Annotated in this window: 15 protein-coding genes; 11 read left to right on the top strand and 4 right to left on the bottom strand. The window is 61.4% G+C overall.

Annotated features, from left to right (window positions below; all coding sequences use genetic code 11):
- The first annotated feature begins 877 nt into the window (after positions 1 to 877).
- From ACQKI2_RS09550 to ACQKI2_RS09515, 8 genes are all read left to right on the top strand, one after another.
- Complete coding sequence (locus ACQKI2_RS09550; RefSeq protein ID WP_427379462.1) at positions 878 to 3,316, top strand: TonB-dependent receptor; 2,439 nt, start codon at positions 878 to 880, stop codon at positions 3,314 to 3,316.
- Between the two features lie 26 nt (positions 3,317 to 3,342).
- Positions 3,343 to 4,362, top strand: coding sequence for a glycerophosphodiester phosphodiesterase family protein (locus tag ACQKI2_RS09545; RefSeq protein WP_427379461.1), 1,020 nt, complete (start codon positions 3,343 to 3,345; stop codon positions 4,360 to 4,362).
- A gap of 196 nt (positions 4,363 to 4,558) precedes the next feature.
- On the top strand, positions 4,559 to 4,801 hold the full coding sequence (locus ACQKI2_RS09540; RefSeq protein WP_427379460.1) for a hypothetical protein: 243 nt from the start codon (positions 4,559 to 4,561) through the stop codon (positions 4,799 to 4,801).
- A complete protein-coding gene (locus ACQKI2_RS09535; protein ID WP_035594744.1) occupies positions 4,798 to 5,046 on the top strand; it encodes a hypothetical protein in 249 nt (82 codons plus the stop codon). Before ACQKI2_RS09540 ends, ACQKI2_RS09535 begins: the two co-directional genes overlap by 4 nt.
- An 18-nt stretch (positions 5,047 to 5,064) precedes the next feature.
- Positions 5,065 to 6,765, top strand: coding sequence for an N-acyl-D-amino-acid deacylase family protein (locus tag ACQKI2_RS09530; RefSeq protein WP_427379459.1), 1,701 nt, complete (start codon positions 5,065 to 5,067; stop codon positions 6,763 to 6,765).
- Positions 6,762 to 7,724, top strand: coding sequence for an alpha/beta fold hydrolase (locus ACQKI2_RS09525; protein ID WP_427379458.1), 963 nt, complete (start codon positions 6,762 to 6,764; stop codon positions 7,722 to 7,724). Before ACQKI2_RS09530 ends, ACQKI2_RS09525 begins: the two co-directional genes overlap by 4 nt.
- A 15-nt stretch (positions 7,725 to 7,739) precedes the next feature.
- A complete protein-coding gene (locus tag ACQKI2_RS09520; protein WP_427379457.1) occupies positions 7,740 to 9,260 on the top strand; it encodes an FAD-dependent oxidoreductase in 1,521 nt (506 codons plus the stop codon).
- Positions 9,261 to 9,297: 37 nt separating this feature from the next.
- Positions 9,298 to 10,035 carry a TetR/AcrR family transcriptional regulator gene (locus ACQKI2_RS09515; protein WP_427379456.1) on the top strand — a complete coding sequence of 246 codons (738 nt, stop codon included), beginning with the start codon at positions 9,298 to 9,300 and terminating at the stop codon, positions 10,033 to 10,035.
- 39 nt (positions 10,036 to 10,074) lie between these two features.
- On the opposite strand, the gene ACQKI2_RS09510 is transcribed toward ACQKI2_RS09515, so the two are convergent.
- Positions 10,075 to 11,856 carry an amidohydrolase family protein gene (locus ACQKI2_RS09510; RefSeq protein WP_427379455.1) on the bottom strand — a complete coding sequence of 594 codons (1,782 nt, stop codon included), beginning with the start codon at positions 11,854 to 11,856 and terminating at the stop codon, positions 10,075 to 10,077.
- 85 nt (positions 11,857 to 11,941) lie between these two features.
- Between ACQKI2_RS09510 and ACQKI2_RS09505 the strand changes: the two genes are divergently transcribed.
- The 3 genes from ACQKI2_RS09505 (at position 11,942) to ACQKI2_RS09495 (ending at position 17,096) form a co-directional block, all read left to right on the top strand.
- On the top strand, positions 11,942 to 12,559 hold the full coding sequence (locus tag ACQKI2_RS09505) for an RNA polymerase sigma factor (RefSeq protein ID WP_427379454.1): 618 nt from the start codon (positions 11,942 to 11,944) through the stop codon (positions 12,557 to 12,559).
- A gap of 12 nt (positions 12,560 to 12,571) precedes the next feature.
- Positions 12,572 to 13,597 (top strand): FecR family protein, encoded by a 1,026-nt coding sequence (locus ACQKI2_RS09500; protein WP_427379453.1) that lies wholly within the window; start codon positions 12,572 to 12,574, stop codon positions 13,595 to 13,597.
- A gap of 121 nt (positions 13,598 to 13,718) precedes the next feature.
- Positions 13,719 to 17,096 carry a TonB-dependent receptor gene (locus ACQKI2_RS09495; protein WP_427379452.1) on the top strand — a complete coding sequence of 1,126 codons (3,378 nt, stop codon included), beginning with the start codon at positions 13,719 to 13,721 and terminating at the stop codon, positions 17,094 to 17,096.
- A gap of 89 nt (positions 17,097 to 17,185) precedes the next feature.
- On the opposite strand, the gene ACQKI2_RS09490 is transcribed toward ACQKI2_RS09495, so the two are convergent.
- From ACQKI2_RS09490 to ACQKI2_RS09480, 3 genes are all read right to left on the bottom strand, one after another.
- The gene (locus ACQKI2_RS09490; RefSeq protein ID WP_427379451.1) at positions 17,186 to 18,418 is read right to left on the bottom strand and encodes a D-amino acid dehydrogenase; all 1,233 of its coding nucleotides are present in this window, start codon (positions 18,416 to 18,418) and stop codon (positions 17,186 to 17,188) included.
- Positions 18,415 to 19,509: an alanine racemase gene (gene alr / locus ACQKI2_RS09485; RefSeq protein WP_427379532.1), complete on the bottom strand. Its 1,095-nt coding sequence runs from the start codon at positions 19,507 to 19,509 to the stop codon at positions 18,415 to 18,417. The genes ACQKI2_RS09490 and alr overlap by 4 nt, the downstream gene beginning before the upstream one ends.
- A gap of 88 nt (positions 19,510 to 19,597) precedes the next feature.
- On the bottom strand, positions 19,598 to 20,875 hold the full coding sequence (locus ACQKI2_RS09480; RefSeq protein WP_427379450.1) for an aminotransferase class III-fold pyridoxal phosphate-dependent enzyme: 1,278 nt from the start codon (positions 20,873 to 20,875) through the stop codon (positions 19,598 to 19,600).
- Between the last annotated feature and the right edge of the window lie 13 nt (positions 20,876 to 20,888).

The raw sequence follows: 20,888 nt of genomic DNA, 5'->3' as shown, positions 1-20,888 counted from the left end.
ACTCTTTTGCTTTCCTGTGGCGGCGCCTCCCCTCCTTTCCTTTGATCCTCCGTTCTGGGCTTCGTGTTGCGGCCGACCAGATCAGCTTCGTGGCGAGCGATTTTTCTCTGGCGGCAGGAATATATTGTAAGCTGGCTTTCGGAGGGGGTGGATTTGATTGTCTGAGGCCGGCGTTTTTTTGAGGGATAGGGTGGATTGGCGCCAGCGTGTCTATCGGGAAGGCGCGGCGGTGGCTTGGGGGATAGCGGCGGGGCGACCTCCGCAGGAATTTGAGGGATAAGCTTGGCCGAGCCCCCTTCCGGGGGCGGACATTGCGGGACACGGCGAGCACGTTTCCGGACAAATCCGGACATTTTCGGACATCCCCGGACAAATCTGGACAAATCCGCGCCATCTCTGACACGGTTCTGATCACCGTTTAAAAACCGTGATGGGAAAGATGGCGCGCATTGGCGAGGCGCATCTCCAGCCACCAGGACATGTTCTGGAAGTATTGCGGCACTCTCTTCATGTTTCTCCCCGGCGCCGGGTGTGCCGCGCCGTGCCAAAGCGGACACTTCAGGTTTCAGCAGGCGGCAACGGCCCTGGCGCCGCCCGCCAACACCGGCTGGCCGCTTCTGTAGCAGAAGCAGCCGGTTGTTATTGGATAATTGTCTAATAAGTGAAGGGTCACAGCCCTTCTGCCCGCATGGCGTACACCCTACTTTCTGGCGCAGACCGGCGGTATGCGTGGCTTGTGCGCCACAGCCAAAAATCCGTAACTATTTAATATTTTCAACGCATTACTTTCGCAAAACCTTGATTTGAACGCCTCCGAGGCGCTCGTTAACGACCCGGCAACCGGCGCTCCTCCCGCGCCGTGCAACCGGGGTCTGACATGAAATTCCGCATCCTTTCCGCCACTGCCGTTGCCGCACTCAGCGTTTCCGGCCAGCTTATTGCCTATGCTGACGCGCCCGAGGCAGAAGACTCGCGCCGCCTGGAGGTCGTGACCGTCACGACCCAGAAGACCGAGCAGTCTCTGATCGATGTTCCGATCAACATCTCCGTTACCAACCAGGACCTGATCGACAAGCTGGGTGGCGATGACATTGAAGATCTCGCCAACTTCATCCCCGGCCTTCAGGTTCAGGCGCAGAGCCTTAACGCGCCGACCTATTCGCTGCGCGGCGTTGTGGCCGATGGCGGCGCACCGCGCGTGGCCATCTTCCAGAACGGCGTCTCCATCGGCACGCCCGGCTATGCCACCAGCATTGCCATCTATGACATCGAGCGCGTCGAAGTGGTGAAGGGCCCGCAGGCCACCCTGTTTGGCCAGGGCGCGCTGATCGGCGGCATCAACTACATCCAGAACCGCGCCTCCACCGCTGGCAACGAAGGCAAGTTCACGCTGGAAGGCGGCGACTACAACTTCATGCGCGGCGAAGGCCATTACAACTTCGCCCTCAGCGACACACTGGCTGTGCGCCTTGCCGGCCAGGTGAAGCGGATGGATGGCTATGTTCCGAACACGGCCAACTCCCCTGACCTTATGGGGCAGGACACGACCGCCGTGCGCGGCGCGATCCATTGGGAGCCGATCCCTGCCCTGACCGCCGATGTGTTCGTGAACTATCAGGACGACGAATCCACCGGCACGCAGTTCACCTCTGGCTTCTTCCCGGTGAATGGCGTGATCGATCCCTATGGCCCGACGGCCATGAACATCAACGAAGACCAAGTGCGCGACAAGCTGGGCAATGACCGCGAGATTTTCGCTGTGACGGCCAACCTGGAATACGCCCTGAACGACGCCTGGACGCTGACCTCGCTGACCGACTACCGGGACCTGACCTCCAACGAGGCCTGGGACTCGGACGGCGCGGCCTTCAACCTGCTGCAATTCTACCAAGCCCGCGAAGGCGAAGCCTTCAGCCAGGAACTTCGCCTCAACTATGACAATGGCGGCAAGCTGAGCGGCTTCTTCGGCGCCAACTATTTCGACTATGAAACCCGCGACAGCCTGACCTTCTCGACCGATGAGGCTTATGCACAATCGCTGTTCCTGCCGCAGATCGCTGCCGGAGCTGGCCTCACCGTGGCGCAGATCCGCGGCCTGCTGATGTCGCAGGGCGTTCCCGGCGCAGAGAATATCGGAAGCTTTGAAACGCCGTTCCAGTATTCCGTCGTCGGACTGCTGACCCAGGGCGCGCTGATCCCTCTGAACTCGGCCCATGCCGAACAGTCCAGAACGACCGATGCACGCACCAGCTATGACCTGTTCGGCGACGTGACCTATGATGTCACCGACCGGCTCGCGCTGACGGCTGGCCTGCGTTACACGGTCAATGAACTGGCCGCTTCCAGCGTGGGCGAGTTGCTGCGTGGCAACGCGGCACTCGGCGGAACGCGCAATGCCGTGACCTTTACGCCAGGCTTCCTGATCAACGCCAACCTGATCAACAATCCCTACAGCGTCTCGGCAGAGCCGGATGGCGCGTTCACCTGGCGTCTCAACGCGGCCTATCGCGTGTCTGACAATGTGAACACCTGGGTGTCCTATGGCCGGGGCCGCCGTCCGGAAGCTATCTCGATTTCGGGCCGCACGTCTTCCGTAGTCGATGCAGAGACGCTGGACAATGTGGAAGCCGGTATGTTCGGCCGCTTCTTCGACGACCGCCTGCAGATGACGACCTCTGTGTATTACGGCCAGTATGAGAACTTCCAGACCAGCCGCTTTGACCCGATCAACGGCGTGTTCGTGACGGAAAACTCCGGCAACGCGACGCAGTATGGCTTCGAGTTTGATGGTCAGGCTCTGGTTACGGACAATATCCGCCTCCTGGGCACATACGCCTATAACTTCTCCGAGTATGACGACGAGGACAGCAACGGCAACCCGCTGCAGTTTGCCGGGAACCGCTTCCGCATGAGCCCGGAGAACAGCTTCTCGATCGCAGCGGACATCACCATTCCGTTTGCCGAACACGGCACATTCTCGCTCACGCCGAGCTATATCTGGAAAGGCCAGCAATTCTTCGAGGACGATAACGGCTTCGACTATATTGCCAACGGCGATGGCGGGTTCACCCGCGTTCGCGAAACCTATCCGGACGGCACGGCTGTAGTTGAAGAAACCGGTGCCTACGGCCTGGTCAACCTGCGCGCAGGCTTTGACAGCGCCAGCGAGCGTTGGGGCGTCTATGTTCAGGGGGATAACCTTCTGGACGAGGAATACCTCATCGATGTGGGCAATACCGGCGGCGCCTTCGGCCTGCACACCATCATCCGCGGCAAGCCGCAGATGCTGAAGGCCGGCGCCTACATCAAGTTCTGATCCGGAACGGCAAGGAGATACGTATCATGAAGTATACTGTGGCCGTTGCCGCCCTGCTGCTTTCCGCCTGCGCACCTGCGCAGGTGGGGAGCACGGAGGCCGCCCCCATGGCTGCCGCCGAACAGGCGGCCAGCTATCGCACCCTCTCTGGCGAAAAACCGATCATCATCGCCCATCGCGGCGCCAGCGGGCTTTATCCGGAACACACGATCCTGGCCTATGAAACCGCGATCGCCCAGGGCGCGGACTTCATCGAGCCCGACCTCGTAATGACGAAAGATGGCGTGCTGATCACCCGCCACGATCCTTACCTTTCGGACACGACAAATGTGGCCGACCATCCCGAATTTGCCGACCGCAAGAAGAAGCGCGTGACGCCGATGGGCGAGATGGAAGACTGGTGGGTGGACGACTTCACCCTTGCCGAGATCAAGACGCTGAAGGCGCGTCAGCAATTCCCGGCACGGACGATGGAGTTCAACGATCAGCTCGACATCGTGACCTTTGACGAGGTGATGGATGTTGCGCTGAAAGCCGCCAGTGAAGGCCGCAAGGTTGGCCTGCATATCGAAGCCAAATGGCCGGGATATTATTCTTCGGTTGGCCTCGACATGGTAGACCCGATCATTGAGGGCATGAAAGCCAAGGGCCTGGCCGAAGCGGGCGTTCCCGTCTTCATCCAGTGCTTCGAGCCGGAATTCCTGGCCGCCTTTGCGGCCAAGAGCGACCTGCCGACCATCCAGAACATGGTGGGCCCGCCCTATAACAAGCTGCTGGGCCTGGAATACGATATCGAAACCATGACGACGACCGGCGTGGGCGCCGAGAAATCCTTCATCCTGAATGAGGATGGGACGACCACGGACTTTGTGGACCGCGCCCATGCCCGCGGGCTGCTGGTGCATGTCTATACGGTGCGCGATGATCAGCCGCTGAAGGGCTATGACACCGCGCAGGCTGAGCTGAGCGCGCTGATCGCGGCCGGCGCTGACGGAATCTGGGTCGATTACCCGGATACTGCCATCGCAGTGCGCGATGGCAACTGACCACCGCGAAAGCGGTAGTTTCCTCCCTACCTTTTGGGGCGTCCTTCGGGGCGCCCCCTTTTTTTTGCGTGAATTCAATGGGGAAGCGTTGGGCGGCGAGAAAACATGAAAATCACTCAGTAGTTTCCCTAGGGGAGCCGCTTGTCAGAAAAATTGGAACATGTTCCAATTATATTGAAAATCGGGAGGAAGACTCATGGCCGCAGCGGAACTCTCACGGGTGCGCAAATCGGTGCTGCCCAAGCCGGGCGACACCTGGAGCAGCATCGCAAAGCGGGAACTGCCCGCGATGGAGGAGGCGGCTGCCGTCTCCAGTCTGCAGAGCTGGAACCTGCATGTGTTCATGCGCGCCGTGGGCGCGGCAGGCGGGGTTCGCGGGGACAATCCTATCCTGCCGAGCGATGTGATCTTCATCGAGCCGCCGCAGGCCAAGGCATGAGCATTGCGGTCATCAGTGAAGTTCAGATCGCGGCCGCCCATGACGGCGACGCGGAACTTCTCGTGACACTGAAATACGACAATGGCGGCACCACGCTCGTCACGCTGGACGAATATGCCGTGCGGGCACTGTTTGACGCCTGCGGAACAACGGTGCCGGAAGACCTTATCGGGGCGAGCTGGGAGCATGTCCGCGACGCACTCATCGCCTCATCGCAAAGATATGCCGGTGCATCGGCGACATGAATCAGGGAGGAATTTGAAATGTATGATCTGGTGATCCGGAACGGCACGGTGGTCGATGGCTCGGGCATGCCCTCCTACAAGGCGGACATTGCCGTGAGCGGCAATCGCATCGCCAAAATCGGCCGCGTGGCCGAGACAGGCCGCGAGGAAGTGGACGCCGCCGGCAAGGTGGTCGCGCCCGGTTTTATTGATCCGCATACACATTTTGACGCTCAGCTGCTGTGGGATGGCTATGCCAAGCCCGCCCTGTCGCATGGCGTCACGACAATTGTTCCTGGCAACTGCTCCCTGTCCCTGGCGCCGCTGAAAGCGGAACACCGCATGAAGCTTGTCGGCATGTTCAACCAGATTGAAGAAATGCCGTACAAGGCCTTCAAGGAAGGCGTCGTCTGGGACTGGGAGACATTTTCCGAATATATCACACGCATCCGCAAGGGGCTGGCCATCAATGTGGCGCCGCTGGTGGGGCATAGCGTGATCCGCCTCTGGGTGATGGGCGACGCGGCGATGGTGCGGACCGCGACGGCAGAGGAAATGGCCGGCATGCAGAGCGTGCTGCGCGAGTGCCTTGATGCCGGCGCGGTTGGCCTCTCCACCAGCTATGTGGACATGGACGAGACGCTGCTTCCCGTGCCGAGCCGGTATGCGGACGCGAGCGAAGTGGACGCGCTGGCAAGCGTTCTGGGCGAATATGGCCGTATCCTGCAGATCGTACCGGAATTCTATGACCCAGACCTGACGATTGCGCGCCTTGATCAGCTGGCTGAACTTTCGCTGAGATATTCCATTCCGACAACCTTCTCGCCGCTGTTCATTAATGCGGACAATGTGGACGCGGTGGAGCGCGTGATGGCGCGCGTGGACGAACAGTTTGCGCGCGGGGCCCGCGTTTGGCCGCAGGTGCAGACGCGCCCGATCGATATCAGCTTCAGCTTTGCCGTGCCGAGCCTGATCTTCGTGCGGCTGCCAAACTGGTACAAGCTGATGCGCTTTGGCACGCCGGATCAGATCATCGAGGGCTTCACCAATCCGGAAAGCCGCAAGAAGCTGATCGCCGAGGCGACACCGAATATGGGCCTCTGGTCATTCCTGACGCTTCGCTTTGCACAGACGGAAGCGAACCAGAAATATGTCGGCAAGACGCTGGCCGAGATTGGCCAGATGCGTGGCTGCACGCCACTGGAAGCGATGATCGACCTTTCGGTGGAAGAGAAGCTGGACGCGCATTTCATGGCCGCAAACATGGGCCACAACAATGACGAGCGCGTCAGCGCGATGCTGAAGCATCCGCGCGTACACATTGGCGCCAGCGATGGCGGCGCGCACATTCTCTCCTTCTCCACCTATGGCGACACGGGCTATCTGTTCTCGCACTTCGTCCGTAATCTGAAGGCCATGAGCATTGAGGATGCGGTGAAGAAGGTGACCTCTGACACGGCTGGCATCTGGGGCATTCCCGATCGCGGACTGATCCAGAAAGGTTATGTGGCGGATCTCGTCGTGTTCGACCCGGCGACGATTGACCGGGGCGAGGAAACCTATGTTCAGGACGTGCCGGGCGACGGGAAGCGCTATGTGCGCGACTCGCGCGGGGTGGATACGGTGGTCGTTGGCGGCGGCATCGCCTGGTCTACCGAGGCCGGCTATGCTGGCGAGGATACGCGCGGCGCCATCCTGCCGGGCGACGGGGCCGACACACGCCCGCTGGTGGCCGCATGAGCTGGCCGGGTGTTACCCAGCGCCGGGTTGCAACCAACGGCATCGAGCTGAACATTGCCGAGGCGGGCGAAGGCCCGCTGGTGCTTCTGCTGCACGGGTTTCCCGAGAGCTGGTATTCCTGGCGGCATCAGTTCGCGCCGATTGCGGCGGCGGGATATCATGTGGTCGCGCCAGACATGCGCGGCTATGGCAAGAGCGACAAGCCGCCGAACATTACCGACTATGTTCAGACCGAAGTGATCAAGGACATTATCGGCCTGATCCCGGCGCTGGGCTATGAGACGGCGGTTGTGATCGGGCATGACTGGGGCGCGCCGACGGCATGGTCCACCGCGCTGTTCCATCCGGACAAGGTGCGCGCCGTAGGCGGACTATCTGTACCCTTCCTGCCGCGCTCGCCGGTTCAGCCGATGCCGATGCTGCGGGAGATTTACAAGGGGCAGTTCTTCTACCAGCTCTATTTCCAGGAGCCGGGCGTGGCCGAGGCCGAGTTCGAGAAGGACATGTATACGGGGCTGCGCAAGTTTCTGATCATGGCTGCGGGGGAAACCGACCTGACCAAACTGCCTCCGAAGACGGAACATGACGATCTGCTGACCAGCCTGCCCTATCCGGAAACACTGCCAAAATGGCTGACGGACGCTGACCTTGATTTCTATGTGTCAGAGTTCAAGGCGTCGGGCATGCGCGGGCCGATCAACTATTACCGGAACCATGATCTGCACTGGCAGCGGACCGAAGGCGCGCCGATGGAAATCCATCAGCCTGCGATGTTTATCGCCGGAACAGCAGACGGCGTGGTGATGATGGCGGCAGCGGCCATTGAGGCGATGCCGCATTTCGTCAAGGATCTGCGGATCAACAAGATGATCCCCGGCATTGGCCACTGGACCCAGCAAGAAGCCCCAGAAGCGGTCAACGAGACCATTCTGGAATTCCTTCGCAATATCGACTCCTGACAGGTGGGGGGACGCATGCGTGAGAAAGTGATTGTTATCGGCGCCGGGATCGGCGGTCTGTGTACGGCGCTGATGCTGGCGCCATCGGGGCGCGATGTGATCGTTCTGGAACGCGACGGGCCGGTGGAAACCAGTGATCCGGATGAGCTGTTCAAGACCTGGAAGCGCGTGGGCGTGGGCCATCTGCGCCAGAGCCACGCTTTTCTTGCGCGCCTGCGGACGATCATGAAGGCCGAGCACCCTGCCCTGCTCGACCAGCTGATGGCGATGGGCGTGCGAGAGTTGCCGTTCGAGAACATGCTGACGGAAAAGCAGCAGGCACGTTACCAGGCCGACCCGAGCGATGCAGAGCTGACGATCATCACCAGCCGCCGCACGACGCTGGAAATGGCGATGCGGCGTTATGTGGAAACGCTTCCGAATGTAACGCTGCGGTCTGGTTTCCTTGTCCGCAAGCTGATTACCCGGAAGGGCGAGGATGGCGTATTCGATGTGACCGGCATCGAGGGCGAAGAGAATGGTGTGGCCGTTACGCTGACGGCAGATGTGATCGTCGATGCGGGCGGCAAAGGCGGCTTCACCATTGAGCAGTTGATGGAGGAAGGCGCCGGCATTCGGGAAGAAAGCGAGAGCGCAGGTATTCTCTATTTCACGCGGCATTACCGCTTCCTGCCGGGCAAGACCGAGCCGGACCGGAAGGCCAATCCGCCGCCGACCGGCGATCTGGGCTTTCTGAAATTCGGCGTTTTTCCCGGAGATAATGGGAATTTCTCGATCACGGTGGCTATCCCCGAGATTGAGATGGAGATGCGCAAGTCGATCCTCGACCCCGAAATTTTCCATCAGATCACGCTGATGCTGCCAGGGCTTCGTCCGTGGACGAATGCGCAGCAGTCTGAGCCGACGAGCAAGGTGTTCGGCATGGGCGATCTGATCAGCCGGTGGCGCGACATGGTGGTGGACGGCAAACCGGCAGCGAGAGGCTATTTTGCGCTCGGCGACACGCTGGTGCGGACCAATCCGCTGTATGGCCGGGGCTGCTCCTTTGCCGCTGTTTCGGCGCAGGCTCTGCGCCAGACGCTGGAAGCAACGCCAGACCCGATGCAGCGCGCGCTGAAATATCATGAGCGCGTAACCGAGGAGCTTCGCCCTTTCTATATCGTGCAGCGCCGGCAGGATCGCAGCGCCATGAAGCGCGCGCAGCAAACGCTGACGCCCGGCGCAAAGCAGAGCTTCCGCTCAAGGATGATGGAGAGCTTTGTGGAGGATGGTGTGAAGATCGCGCTGCGCTCCGATACGCGGCTTTTGCGCGAGGCGATGCGCGGGTTTCATATGCTGGAGCATCCGGAGAAATGGCTGGGCAAGCCGAAGAATCTGGCGGGCGTTCTTTATTACTGGGCGCGCGGCAAGCGGCTGAACGCGGCGGCCTATCCGCCCAAGCCCGGCCCGGAGCGTATCGAGATGATGCAGGCGCTCAAGCTGGACTACAAGGCCGACATGGAACGCGCCGCGACGGAAAAGCCACTGGCCGCATGAGGGAAATGGCGTCAGGAAGCAGGGAGAGCAGGATCTCATGACTTCACCCACCCTGGAGGCTGGCGCCAATACCATGGCTGAACCCGTTGCCGAACCTGCTGCCGATCTGGGCCGCCGCGAACAGGCCAAAGCCGAACGCCGCCAGAAAATCATGGCGGCTGCGCGCGATATGATCCGCGAGACGGGCGACATGAACCTGTCGATGCGCGAACTGGCGAGGCGCGCCGAGGTGAGCGTGGCGACCTCGTACAACCTCTTCGGTTCCAAGCGCGCGGTTGTCATGGCGGTGCTGGAGGACGAACGGGATTTTGTTCAGAAGTATCACAAGCTGGACGTGGCCGATGCAATCGAGCGCATCTTTGAAGCTTATGAACTCGGCTATGGATATTTTGTTCGGGACCCGGACTTTTACCGGCCGCTCTGGCGCGCGCTGCTGACGGCGGGCGGCAAGGATGATGATACCGGGCTCGCAAGCCCCGAGCGGCAGGCGCAGACGCGCGCGGCGTGGCATATGCTGCTGACCTCTGCGCAGGAGGAAGGCCTGCTGAAGACGGACACGAGCGCCGAGGCGCTGGAGCGGATGCTGTCCCATCTGGCCGGGGGGACGCTGCTTTCCTGGTCGGTGGGGATGCTGGAAACCGAGGAGCTGCTGCCCTCTGTGGGGCTTGGTTATGCTCTGATCCTGGCAGCCTGCGCGACCGAAAAAGGCCACGCGCGGCTGGACGCGAAGATTGCCACATTCCGGCAGATGCTGGCCAAGGCGCAGCAGGCATAGCCCGCGCCCCTGCCCTGTGCAGAGGCGCCGGGCATAAGGTTACGGCGCGGGGTAGAAGCCGATATCGTCAATCTCGAACCAGGCGGTTTCGCCGGCCGCGCGGTTTACGAGCACGCCGAGTTGCAGCAGATCGTCACCGGTCCATTCCGGAGCTGCATCACGGTTTCCAGTGAAGGAGAAATCCGCAAACGGAACATTGATGCTGTTCCAGCCTTCGCCTGCCGAGACTTTCGCCTCCCACATGCCCTGCATCGAGACGATGCGCAGCGTGTAGTCTCCGGCGCCAAAGAGCTCTGCGGAGACGCCCTCATAGGCGGTGACATCCGCCGGGATAACCGAGCCGCGGCTGAGCGGGAACAGCACGCCGGCCATGGGGTTTTCCTTGCGGGCCATATTGGCGCTGACAGAGAGGACATGATCGCCTTCTTCACGCGGGCGGCGCGTGAAGGTGATGACCGAGCGCTCCATGCCGAAGTCGAGATCGGTGACGGGGAGCGTGTCGATTGCCGTGCGGCCGTCGGCGCGCTCAAAATCGTCGATCAGGGCCGCGGCCGGACGCGCCGCAAGGGTTGCCGGAAGCGGCTTCGGCGGGTTTGCGGCGTCGTAAACGACGGCGCCATCAACGAGCACGAGCGAAATCTTCCGCACATCGCTGATGGTTTCCCAGGGCTTGCCATCGATGAGGACGATGTCGGCGCGCTTGCCAGCAGCAATCGTTCCGCGATCTTCGGCAAGGCCGAGGGCAGCGGCGCTGTTGGCGGTAGCGGCGATCAGCGCGTCAGCTTCCGCCAGGCCAGCGGCAACGAAGAGCTCGATTTCGCGCAGCGTGGCATCACCATGCACCAGACCGCCGATGCCGGCATCCGTGCCGAGGGCAACGGGCACGCCGGCCGCAAACAGGGTACGGAGGTTTTCCTCGGCGTTGCCGTATTTCCAGACGCGCTGGCGCACGGCGGCGCTTTCCATGTCGAGCTCGGGCGCGCCGGGGCGGCGGGGCTCATAGATGGCGAGGGTGGGCGCATAGTAGAGGCCGGAAGCCACGATATCAGCCACTTCCTCTTCGGTGATCACACGGTCCTGAAGGCTGTGGGCGATGATGTCCACGCCGGCGCGGGCAGCAAGCGCGCCGCGCTGGGCCGTAACCGTATGGGTGAGGATACGGATGTTGTTCTTGTGCGCTTCGGCGGCCAGCGCGCTGAGGGTTTCCTCATTCATGCTGGTTTCTTCCGGCGACATGCCATAGCGCCAGCCATCGGTGAAAACCTTGATATAGTCCGGCTCATAAGGGAGCAGTTCCTGCACTGCGCGCTGGGCGGACTCATCCGTGAACACCCATTTCGTGGTGGTCTGGTCGCTCCAGTCAGCGCCGTGGCCGCCCGGCGTACTCATGCGGGCCACCAAGTTCACATGCGGGGAAGGAATCTGGCTCAGCCATTCGCGGCGCGGCTGAAAAGCTTCCGGCGGCTGATGGAAATCGAGCACAGTTGTCACGCCTGAGGCGAGGTACTTGGCGGCCACGTCCGGCAGGGCGGACGGCGTGGCGCGCGGGCCCCAATGGGTGTGGACATCATAAAAGCCCGGCAGCAGCGCGCGGCCTTCGCCCTTGATGACTTTAGCGCCGCGCGGCGCTTTCACTTTCGGCCCTGCCTCAATGATCCTGCCATCGCGGATGAGCACCGTGCCCTGCCAGGGCGCCGCGCCGGTGGCGTCGAACACCTCAACATTGGTGATGGCCGTGACCTGGCCGGGACGGGCGAAGGCGAACTGCTGCCCAAACAGGCAGACAGCCGCGAGGATCAGAACACTTAGAAGGCGGAGCACATATTTCTCCTTATATGGGGGCATCTTGGCTTGTGCAGAGCGGAGCGTCTGTCTCCTAAGACGCACAAGACGGCAAAATCCTCCGGTGAGATCGCATTTTTCCGGTTGTCGCAGAACCGTCACTTGTATTTATCACACAACCAAGCTGGGCGAATCCAAGATGGGCCACCAATCCCGCAAGGGCACTCGAACCGAACAGATCCCTGCAGACCTCGATGTCTGGGTGCGCAAATATGGCGGCGCCCTGCGGAACTACTTCCGCAAACGGGCGCCTGCGGCCCTCGACCCCGAAGATCTGGTGCAGGAAGTTTTCGCCAAGATCGCACGAAAGGCGGACCTCACGGAAGTCAGTACCGTCGAATCCTATCTGTTCCGGACCGCCAACAGCGTCCTCATCGACAGCATCCGCCGGTCGGCCGCGCGCGGCGGAGGCACACATGAAACTTTCGAAGAAGAGCTGCATGGGTTGGCGGATTCTGATCCCGAGCGCGTCTTGATAGGAAAGGAAGGAGTCAAACGGCTAATCTCAGCCCTCTATGAGTTGCCCGCCCCTGTTCGTCAGGCGTTTGCGCTCTACCATTTTGAGCAGTACAGGCACTCCGAGATTGCGAAACATCTGAAAATATCGGTTAGTACGGTTGAAAAATATATGGCGCGAGCAAACGCACATCTGCTGACCCGGCTTGGCCGCAGCGATCGGTAATGATCTGACGCCATGAAGGACGTGGGTTCGAGAAAGACGATGACGGGGCATACCGCAGCAGCCGACTGGGATGCGCGCCTGCGCAATCCCGACTGCAGCGATGCAGAACGCAGCGCCTTTCGCGACTGGTATGAGGCAGACCCCAGCCATCGCGAGGCCTATGAGCTTCTGCAGGAGTCTGTCTCCGCCCTGCTGTCCGCCGCGCATTCACCTGAGATGCGCGCCCTGCGGGATGCCGCGCTGAATGAGCGCCACAATGGCGACAAGCGGCGGTATGCGCTGGTCGCTTGCCTTGCGATGTTCGCGCTTATGGTGCCGGTTGCGGCGAATTTCATGATGCGGGGGGATGCCCCGCCCAGCCAGATCGATCTCGAAGCGCCGACCTATTACGCCACAACTGTTGGCCAACGTTCCGGCATCACGCTGGAGGATGGCTCGGTCATCACGCTGAATACTGACAGCCGCGTACATGTGGATTATTCCGGTGAACAGCGGCTGATCACCCTGCTAAAGGGGCAGGCCCTGTTTGAAGTGGCCAAGGATCCAAACCGGCCGTTTATCGTCACTGCGGGGGATCAGCGCGTGGTTGCGCTGGGCACAACGTTTGATGTGCGCCTCAACGAAACGGCCGTTGAAGTCATCCTGGTGGAAGGCAAGGTCGAGATTGAGGAGGTGCCAGCCTCTGGCCGGAAGAAGCCTGCGCCGCTGGTGCAGCTGGCATCGGGCGAGCGGCTGGTCGCCACGTCCACGGCGAGCCTGCCGGAAGTGACGAAGATAGACACCAGCAAGGCCACCAGCTGGCGCGAAGGCTATGTCACCTTCGAGAACACGCCGCTGACGGAAGCCATTGCCGAGATGAACCGCTATTCCACCGTGCGGATCGTTCCCGAAGGCGAAGGCATTTCCAGCCTGCATATCACCGGCCTCTTCCGCGCTGGTCAGCAGGCGCGCTTTACCGAAGCGCTTCAGGTCTATTTCCCGATTGAAGCCCAGCGCGAGGGCAATGTGATCGTGCTAAAAATGTCACAACCTCACTAGTTTGTTACTTGCCCGTCATATTTGTCAGGCGGGTTTGCCGAAGCTGCTGCGTCCTAGTCATTGAAGGGGCTTCCCGCGGGGAACAGGAAGCCCTCAGCACGCAAGAAGCAATGAGGATCAGATGACAAGCAGGACTTCCCAAAACAAACTGAAGCGCGGCGTGATGAGCGGCGCGGCTCTGACCGCCCTGATGGCGGGATCAGCGATTGCCGAGCCGGTTCAGTTTTCTGTTCCTCCGGGATCTCTTTCCAAGGCCCTGACGGATTTCTCCCGCCAGAGCGACCGTGAAATCCTTGTCTCGGCAGACCTGGTCGCCGGCAAGCAGAGCACCGGCCTGGAAGGCGCTTTCGAGCCTGAAGATGCGCTGAACGCGCTGATCTCCAATGCGGGCCTGAGCTACCGGGTGACGCCCTCCAACGTGTTCCTGATCGACGCTTCCGCCATTGAGCAGACGAGCCCGGATCAGGAAATTGTCAACGAGAGCAGTGTTCAGTCTGAACCCGTTATCCAGACGGCAGCGGCCGCCACCGAAGAACGCCGTGAACAGACGATCGTGGTTGTCGGCTCGCACATTCAGGGCGCACGCACCACCGAGGCCCTGCCGGTGACCCTGATTGGCCAGGAGCAGCTGGCCGCCATCGGCGCGGATTCGGGCGATGATCTCTTCCGGTCCATCCCGCAAATGGGTGACGTGACCTTCAACAGCAGCTACCTGCCACAGTCGAGCAACGCCGCACGCGGCGATGTCGGCTCGGTGAACCTGCGCAACCTGGGTATCGGCAACACGCTGGTGCTGCTCAACGGCCGCCGGGTGGTTCTGCACCCGACCTCGCGCGCCAACGAGAACCTCGTTCCGGTGCTGACCTACAACACCAATGCCATCCCGACCGCCGGTGTCAGCCGGATTGAAGTTCTGCGCGATGGCGCCGCCGCCATCTATGGCGCCGATGCCGTGGCCGGCGTGGTCAACACCGTACTGCGCGAAGTGAACAATGGCGGCGACCTGACGGTTCAGTATGGCGGGGCTGAAGGCACCGACCTGCGCCAGCTTGATGTCAACGGCACCTTCGGCACCGATTTCGCCGATGGGCGCGGCAACGTCTCGCTGTTCCTCGGCTATACGGATCGCTCTGAACTGTCGACGACGGATCAGAGCTGGACGGCAACGGCCGACCGCCGCAGCTTCTTCACCGGCACCGACTTTGAAGGCGTGGGCACACTCGACCGCACGAGCACTATCAGCGGCTGGGGCAACTTTGCAACCGTCGGCACCGGAACGGTGCGCCAGAACGGCGTGGCGCTGACCACTTCCGCCGGGGCTTTCTCCATCATTCCGTCCGCCAACGGAAGCTGCGCAACGTCTCTTGGAGACGGTGTGTGCCTGCGCGCCAGCAACCGGGCGACGACCGGCACGGATCGCAACACGCGCTATGACACCAACGCCGTTGGCACCTCGCTGATGCCGGAAGTCGAGCGGATCAACCTCTTCTCGACCTTCCGCTATGATATGCCCGGCGGCATGCAGACCTTCGGCGAACTGGGCTATTATTTTGCCGAAACCAACGCCTGGCAGCAACCGTCCACGATGCTGAGCTCTGCCCGCATCACTGTTCCGTCTACGAACTACTGGAACCCTTTCGGGGCGACCCTGCTTCCCGATGGCAGCGTCAACCCCAACCGCCTGACCGGCCTCAATATCTCGGACGAAGGGGCCGATGTCACGCTGACGAGCTATCGCTTCGATGATTTCGGACTTTCGAACGTCAATGTTGAAAATCACCAGTTCCGTTTCCTGACGGGCGTTCGCGGGGAAGTCGGCGATTTCGACTGGGAAAGCGCGCTGCTGTACTCGCGCGCCTCTGTTCGCGATGAGCAGGACGGCGTTTCGTCAACCCGGCTTCAGGAAGCTCTCTCCTGGTCGACCCCCAACGCCTACAACCCCTTCAATGGTGCCAACCCGGCAGACCCGCAGGGCCTCGACACGACCCTGTCGAATGCGGCGGCGCTTGACTATGCCCGTATCCGTACGGAGCGTTACTCGCGCACCTCGCTGGCCCAACTGGACTTCAAGCTCAGCCGGCCTGACATCTTCACCCTGCCCGGCGGCGATGTCGGCATGGCAACGGGTGTTGAGTTGCGCCGCGACCTGCAGCTTGACGACCGCGACAAGCATGTCGATGGAACCTTCACGTTCACGGACACCGAAACCGGCGTCACGGTTCTCAGCGATCTGGTCGGCACCAGCGATACGCCGGACACGAAAGGTTCGCGCACGGTTGGCTCTGCCTATATCGAGTTCGCGGTGCCGCTGGTCTCGCCGGAGATGAACGTGCCGCTGGTTCAGAGCCTCGAAATGCAGGCCGCCGGACGCTACGAAAACTATTCGGACTTCGGCGATATCGCCAAGCCGAAGGTGGCACTGTCCTGGGCGGTGATCGACGGGCTGCGCTTCCGTGGTTCCTGGGCGCAATCCTTCCGCGCCCCCAACCTCGAGCAGATCAACGCAACGGTTGTTTCCCGCTCCAATACGCGGACAGACTGGGTGCGTTGTGAAGCCGACGTCCGGGCCGGGCGCATCGCGAACTTCTCCGATTGCACCGGCTATGGCTACGCCACGACCGGCCGCCGCGCCGGCAACCCGGACCTCGAGGCGGAAACGGCCGATACGTGGACCGTTGGTACGGTTCTGCAACCGCGCATCATGCCCGATCATTTCGGGTCTCTGACGCTGACCGCAGACCTCTGGAATGTTGAGCAGAAAGGCCTGATCGGCATCTATGGTGAAGGCAACGCGCTGATCCTTGACTATCTGCTGCGCACACAAGGCTCAAGCAACCCGGATGTCGTCCGTGCTGATCCGACGGCTGACGAGATTGCTGCGTTTGCCGGAACCGGTCTCGATCCGGTTGGCCGTGTGCTCTATGTCAACGACGCTTACCGGAACCTTCAGCCGCAAAATCTGCGCGGCGTGGATTTCTCGGCATCGCTGGCGCTGCATGAGACACCGATTGGCCGCTTCAACTTCGATGTGAACGTCGCCCATCTCATCGAGTATGAGCGCGCAGCGTCTCCCGATATCCAGGCTCTGCTGGATGCCCGGGCCGCCGGCGAAATCAACTCCGGAACGATCATTCCGGAAGGCGGAAACCTGCTTCGCCAGGACGGTTCGCCGCGCTGGAAGTGGAATGCCTCGATGACCTGGCAGCCCACCGAAGCCATCACGATCGGTGCCTATACTCAGTATACCGGCTACTTCTGGGATACGTCGATCCTGAACTCGGAAGGCGACTATTGGCGCGTGGATGACCAGCAGACGGTCAACCTCTACGCCCAATATGCCTTCGAGGAAGGCTTTGCACAGAACACGCGCGTCCGCCTCGGCGTGCGCAATGTGGGCGACCAGCTGCCGCCGATGGACTCCAGCTCCACCGGCTATAACGGCGCGCTTTACCAGCCCTATGGGCGGTACTGGTATGCCAGCATCCGCAAGAGCTTCTGATAAGAATCCAGATAAAAACAAAGGCGGGCTGGAAACAGCCCGCCTCTTTCTTTTACCCGGATTTCAGCAAATCGGCTTGAGTGGCTTTATCAATCGGCCAGGCTGACCGCAGGTTTGCGCCCTGAAATCTCGTCTGCCACCAAGCGGGCCGAGCCGCAGGACATGGTCCAGCCCAGTGTTCCGTGTCCGGTGTTGAGCCATAGATTCTGAAACTTCGAGCGGCCTACGAAGGGGACGCCATTGGGCGTCATCGGGCGATGGCCGCACCAGAGATTGCGCTCCTCCGACGCCGTCACGCCCGGGAACAGGCTGAAGACCGACCGCTCCAGCGTGCGCTGGCGCTGCGGCTTCAGGCTGCGGTCAAATCCGGCAAGCTCTGCCATGCCACCCACGCGCACACGGTCTCCCAGGCGCGTGATGGCAACCTTGAAGGTTTCATCCAGCAGCGTGGATTGCGGGGCGCGGGTTTCATCCGTGATCGGCACAGTGATGGAATACCCCTTCACCGGATAGACCGGCAGGCTGATGCCCAGCGGGCGCGCCAGCGCGGGAGACCAGGCGCCGCATGCCAGAACAAACGCATCTGCCTCTACCGGCTTGCCACCGATGCGCGCGCTGACCCGGCCGCCGCTTTCGGACAGACCATCAATGGATGTGTTCCAGAGGAACTTCACGCCGCAGGCCTCTGCAATGGCGGCCAGCCCATTGGTAAATTTGAAGCAATCGCCGGTCTCATCCCCCGGCAGGCGTAGTCCGCCAACGATGGGATCGGTTGCGTGGGCCAAGCCTGGCTCTGCCCCGTGGCAGCCTGCCGCGTCCAGAAGTTCGAAATCAATGCCGCCGGCTTTCAGCACTTCAATATCGCGGGCGGCGCCGTCATATTGTTTCTGGGTACGGAAGAGCTGCAATGTCCCGAGCGTGCGGTGGTCGTAGCTGATGGATTCAGCGGCGCGCAGATCCCGCAGCATGTCGCGGCTGTAGGTGGCCAGGCGAACCATCTTTTCCTTGTTGGCGGCGTAGCGCGCGGGCGTGCAGTTGCGCAGCATCGCCACGCCCCAGGCAACCATGGCGGGGCTGAGCTTTTGATACTGGATGATCAGCGGGGCGTGTTCCATGAACAGCCATTTGAGCGCCTTTTGCGGCACATCGGGGGAGGCCCAGGGAGAGGCATAGCCCGGAGAGATTTCGCCGGCATTGGCAAAGCTGGTCTCCAGCGCCGGGCCGCTCATACGGTCCACCACGGTCACATCATGGCCATCGAGCGCTGCATAGTAGGCGGTCGTGATCCCCAAGACGCCGGCGCCCAGAATGACGACTTTCATGACTGCATCTCCTCTCCGCCCACAGGCGGCCTGTTCGCGTAGACCCTGGAAAAGCGGCGTCCAAGGCCCGTAAGAATTTCGTGCGGCGTTGTGCCGATAAGCTCTGCCAGGTCAGAGACCGATTGGTTTGGCCCGATCAGTTCCACCCTGTCGCCGGGGCCGATACTCCCTTTCGGCAGCGCGGTCACGTCCACCACACAGCTATCCATCGAGACCCGCCCCAGGATCGGCAGGCGATTGCCGTCAAACCAGACCCCGCCACGGCTACTGAGGGAGCGGGGCCAGCCATCGGCATAGCCGGCCGAAATCGTGGCCGTGCGCAACGGAAAGTTCGCGATGTAGTCGAACCCATAGCCAACGCCCGCGCCGGCCGGAATATCCCGCAGCTGGATGACACGGGCATCAAGTGAGACGGCAGGCCGCATGTGCGGAACGCCTGCGGTTCCCGGATCAACGCCGTAGAGCACAAGACCCGGCCGCAGGACATCGCCCGCCGCATCTGGCAGGAATATGGCCGCCGCCGAATTTGCCAGAGACCGGGGCACCGAAGGCAGGCGCGTGCAGAAGCGCTCAAACCGGGCGATCTGATCTGTATTGGCACGGGCACCTGGAACATCGGCGCAGGCCATATGGCTCATCAGCAGGCGGATTGGGATCTTCTGCGTGAAGGCCGGCCAGTCCAGAACTTCGTCAAATTCTTCTTCATCAAGGCCAAGGCGCGACATACCGGTATCAACCTGAAGCGCGGCAGGCAGGACGCGGGACTGGTCTACCGTGAGCGCATACCAATCCCGCGCCTGTTCCGGCGTGTTCAGCACCGGGATGATGTTCTTCTCCGCCGCGCAGAGCGCTTCGCCGCCCGGCGCAAGGCCGTTGAGAACAAAAATGGTGACATCAGCCGGAAGGAAAGGTTTCACAGCCAGAGCTTCGGCCAGATGCGCCACGAAGAAATCCCGCGCGCCCGCAGCCGCAAGCACCGGCGCAATCTGCGCCGCGCCAAGCCCATAGGCATCCGCCTTGACCACCACGCCGACGCGGGAGGCCGGGTGCATCCCGCAGAGACGGCGGTAGTTGGCAGCAATAGCCGCCATATCAATCGTCAACCGGCCCGCCTCATCCGAAGAAGGACGCCAGCTCTCTGCAATTTGAGCGGGGGTTTGAGGCGCCGGAAAGGCTGCCTCAGTGACCATCCGCCAAAAGTCCCAGAATTGCGAGTTTCTCGACCGGCGGAAGCGGCCCGGCGTCCTTTATAAACTTGAAGGAATCGTCCGCTATCTGAATGGTCTGGTCGATGTCTTGTTCCGTCATCGCCGCACAGATGAACATGTTGTGCCAGGGGTGAAAATAGACACCACGTTTCATAAGGGCGTCGTTCCAAGCGTAGCCTTTGGAATAGCCCGGATCATCTTCAAACATGATGAGCGGTATTTCTGCTGGGCCGGTTTGACGGAGAGCAAAGCCGTGATGGTTTGCGGCCTCATCCAGCCCTTTGCGCAGACGCTGGCCGAGGGATTGAGTGCGCTCAAGATAGTCGGTCTCGCGGATGAGGCGCAGTGTTTCGAGGCTGGCCGCCATCGGAGCGGCGGAGAACCAGAAGGAGCCGGTAACGTAGATCGTGGCAGCCGCATTGCGGGTTTTTTCGACGCCAAGGAGCGCGGAGATGGGGTGGCCGTTGGCAATGGCCTTACCCCAGCTGGAAAGATCGGGCTGGATGCCAACACGCGACCAGCTGGAATCGCGGGCAAGGCGGAACCCGGCGCGGACATCATCCACGATCAGCAACGCTTCCTTCTCGTCGCAGAGTTCGCGGGCGCGGCGGGCATACTCCGCTGTCGGATCTTCCTGATCGACGAAGGTGTCGTGCTTGATCGGCGAGGCAAAAATGGCGGCAAGGTCGTCACCTGCCTTGCGGACCGCCTCTTCGAGGCTAGCAACGTCATTGTAAGTGTAGAAGACCTGATTGGCACGGTCGCTTGGCGCTGTGCCGTTCCTGACGGGCGTACACCAAGGCGCAGCGCCGTGATAGGCGCCCTTGGCGAGCACGATGGTGTTCTTGCGGGTGAAGTTGCGGGCGATCATCATCGCCATTGTGGTAGCGTCTGTGCCGTTCTTGCAGAACATGGCCCAGTCCGCATGGGTGACCATCGCCGTCATCTGCTCGGCAAGCTCTACCATCAGGCCGGCCGGGCCGGTCATCGTGTCGCCCTTTTTCAGCTGGTTGATGTAGGCAGCGTCGATGCTGTCATGGCCATAGCCGAACAAGTTTGGTCCGTAGCCGCACATATAGTCAATGTATCGGTTGCCATCAGCGTCCCACATATAGGCACCCGAAGCACGGTCGAAGAACTGCGGATAATCGTCAGGCAAAAGGCGCACAGACTGGTGACCATACATCCCGCCCGGAATGACGGCTTCCGCCCGTTCACGCAAAGCCTTGTCCACTGAGTTCGTCCACATGTTGCCCTCGCCG

It is taken from the genome of Hyphomonas sp. NPDC076881 (genome assembly GCF_050269995.1).
GTDB lineage: Bacteria > Pseudomonadota > Alphaproteobacteria > Caulobacterales > Hyphomonadaceae > Hyphomonas.
The sequence above is the reverse complement of the archived record's forward strand: the minus strand, read 5'-3'. Positions and strand labels throughout refer to the sequence as shown.

Bases quoted from the DNA above. Each gene is read 5' to 3' on its own strand.
- ACQKI2_RS09530 (WP_427379459.1), top strand. From the start codon at position 5,065: ATGTATGATCTGGTGATCCGGAACGGCACGGTGGTCGATGGCTCGGGC.
- ACQKI2_RS09550 (WP_427379462.1), top strand. From the start codon at position 878: ATGAAATTCCGCATCCTTTCCGCCACTGCCGTTGCCGCACTCAGCGTT.
- ACQKI2_RS09480 (WP_427379450.1), bottom strand. From the start codon at position 20,875: ATGTGGACGAACTCAGTGGACAAGGCTTTGCGTGAACGGGCGGAAGCC.
- ACQKI2_RS09500 (WP_427379453.1), top strand. From the start codon at position 12,572: ATGAAGGACGTGGGTTCGAGAAAGACGATGACGGGGCATACCGCAGCA.
- ACQKI2_RS09540 (WP_427379460.1), top strand. From the start codon at position 4,559: ATGGCCGCAGCGGAACTCTCACGGGTGCGCAAATCGGTGCTGCCCAAG.
- alr (WP_427379532.1), bottom strand. From the start codon at position 19,509: ATGGCGGCTATTGCTGCCAACTACCGCCGTCTCTGCGGGATGCACCCG.
- ACQKI2_RS09525 (WP_427379458.1), top strand. From the start codon at position 6,762: ATGAGCTGGCCGGGTGTTACCCAGCGCCGGGTTGCAACCAACGGCATC.
- ACQKI2_RS09495 (WP_427379452.1), top strand. From the start codon at position 13,719: ATGACAAGCAGGACTTCCCAAAACAAACTGAAGCGCGGCGTGATGAGC.
- ACQKI2_RS09520 (WP_427379457.1), top strand. From the start codon at position 7,740: ATGCGTGAGAAAGTGATTGTTATCGGCGCCGGGATCGGCGGTCTGTGT.
- ACQKI2_RS09535 (WP_035594744.1), top strand. From the start codon at position 4,798: ATGAGCATTGCGGTCATCAGTGAAGTTCAGATCGCGGCCGCCCATGAC.
- ACQKI2_RS09545 (WP_427379461.1), top strand. From the start codon at position 3,343: ATGAAGTATACTGTGGCCGTTGCCGCCCTGCTGCTTTCCGCCTGCGCA.
- ACQKI2_RS09515 (WP_427379456.1), top strand. From the start codon at position 9,298: ATGACTTCACCCACCCTGGAGGCTGGCGCCAATACCATGGCTGAACCC.
- ACQKI2_RS09490 (WP_427379451.1), bottom strand. From the start codon at position 18,418: ATGAAAGTCGTCATTCTGGGCGCCGGCGTCTTGGGGATCACGACCGCC.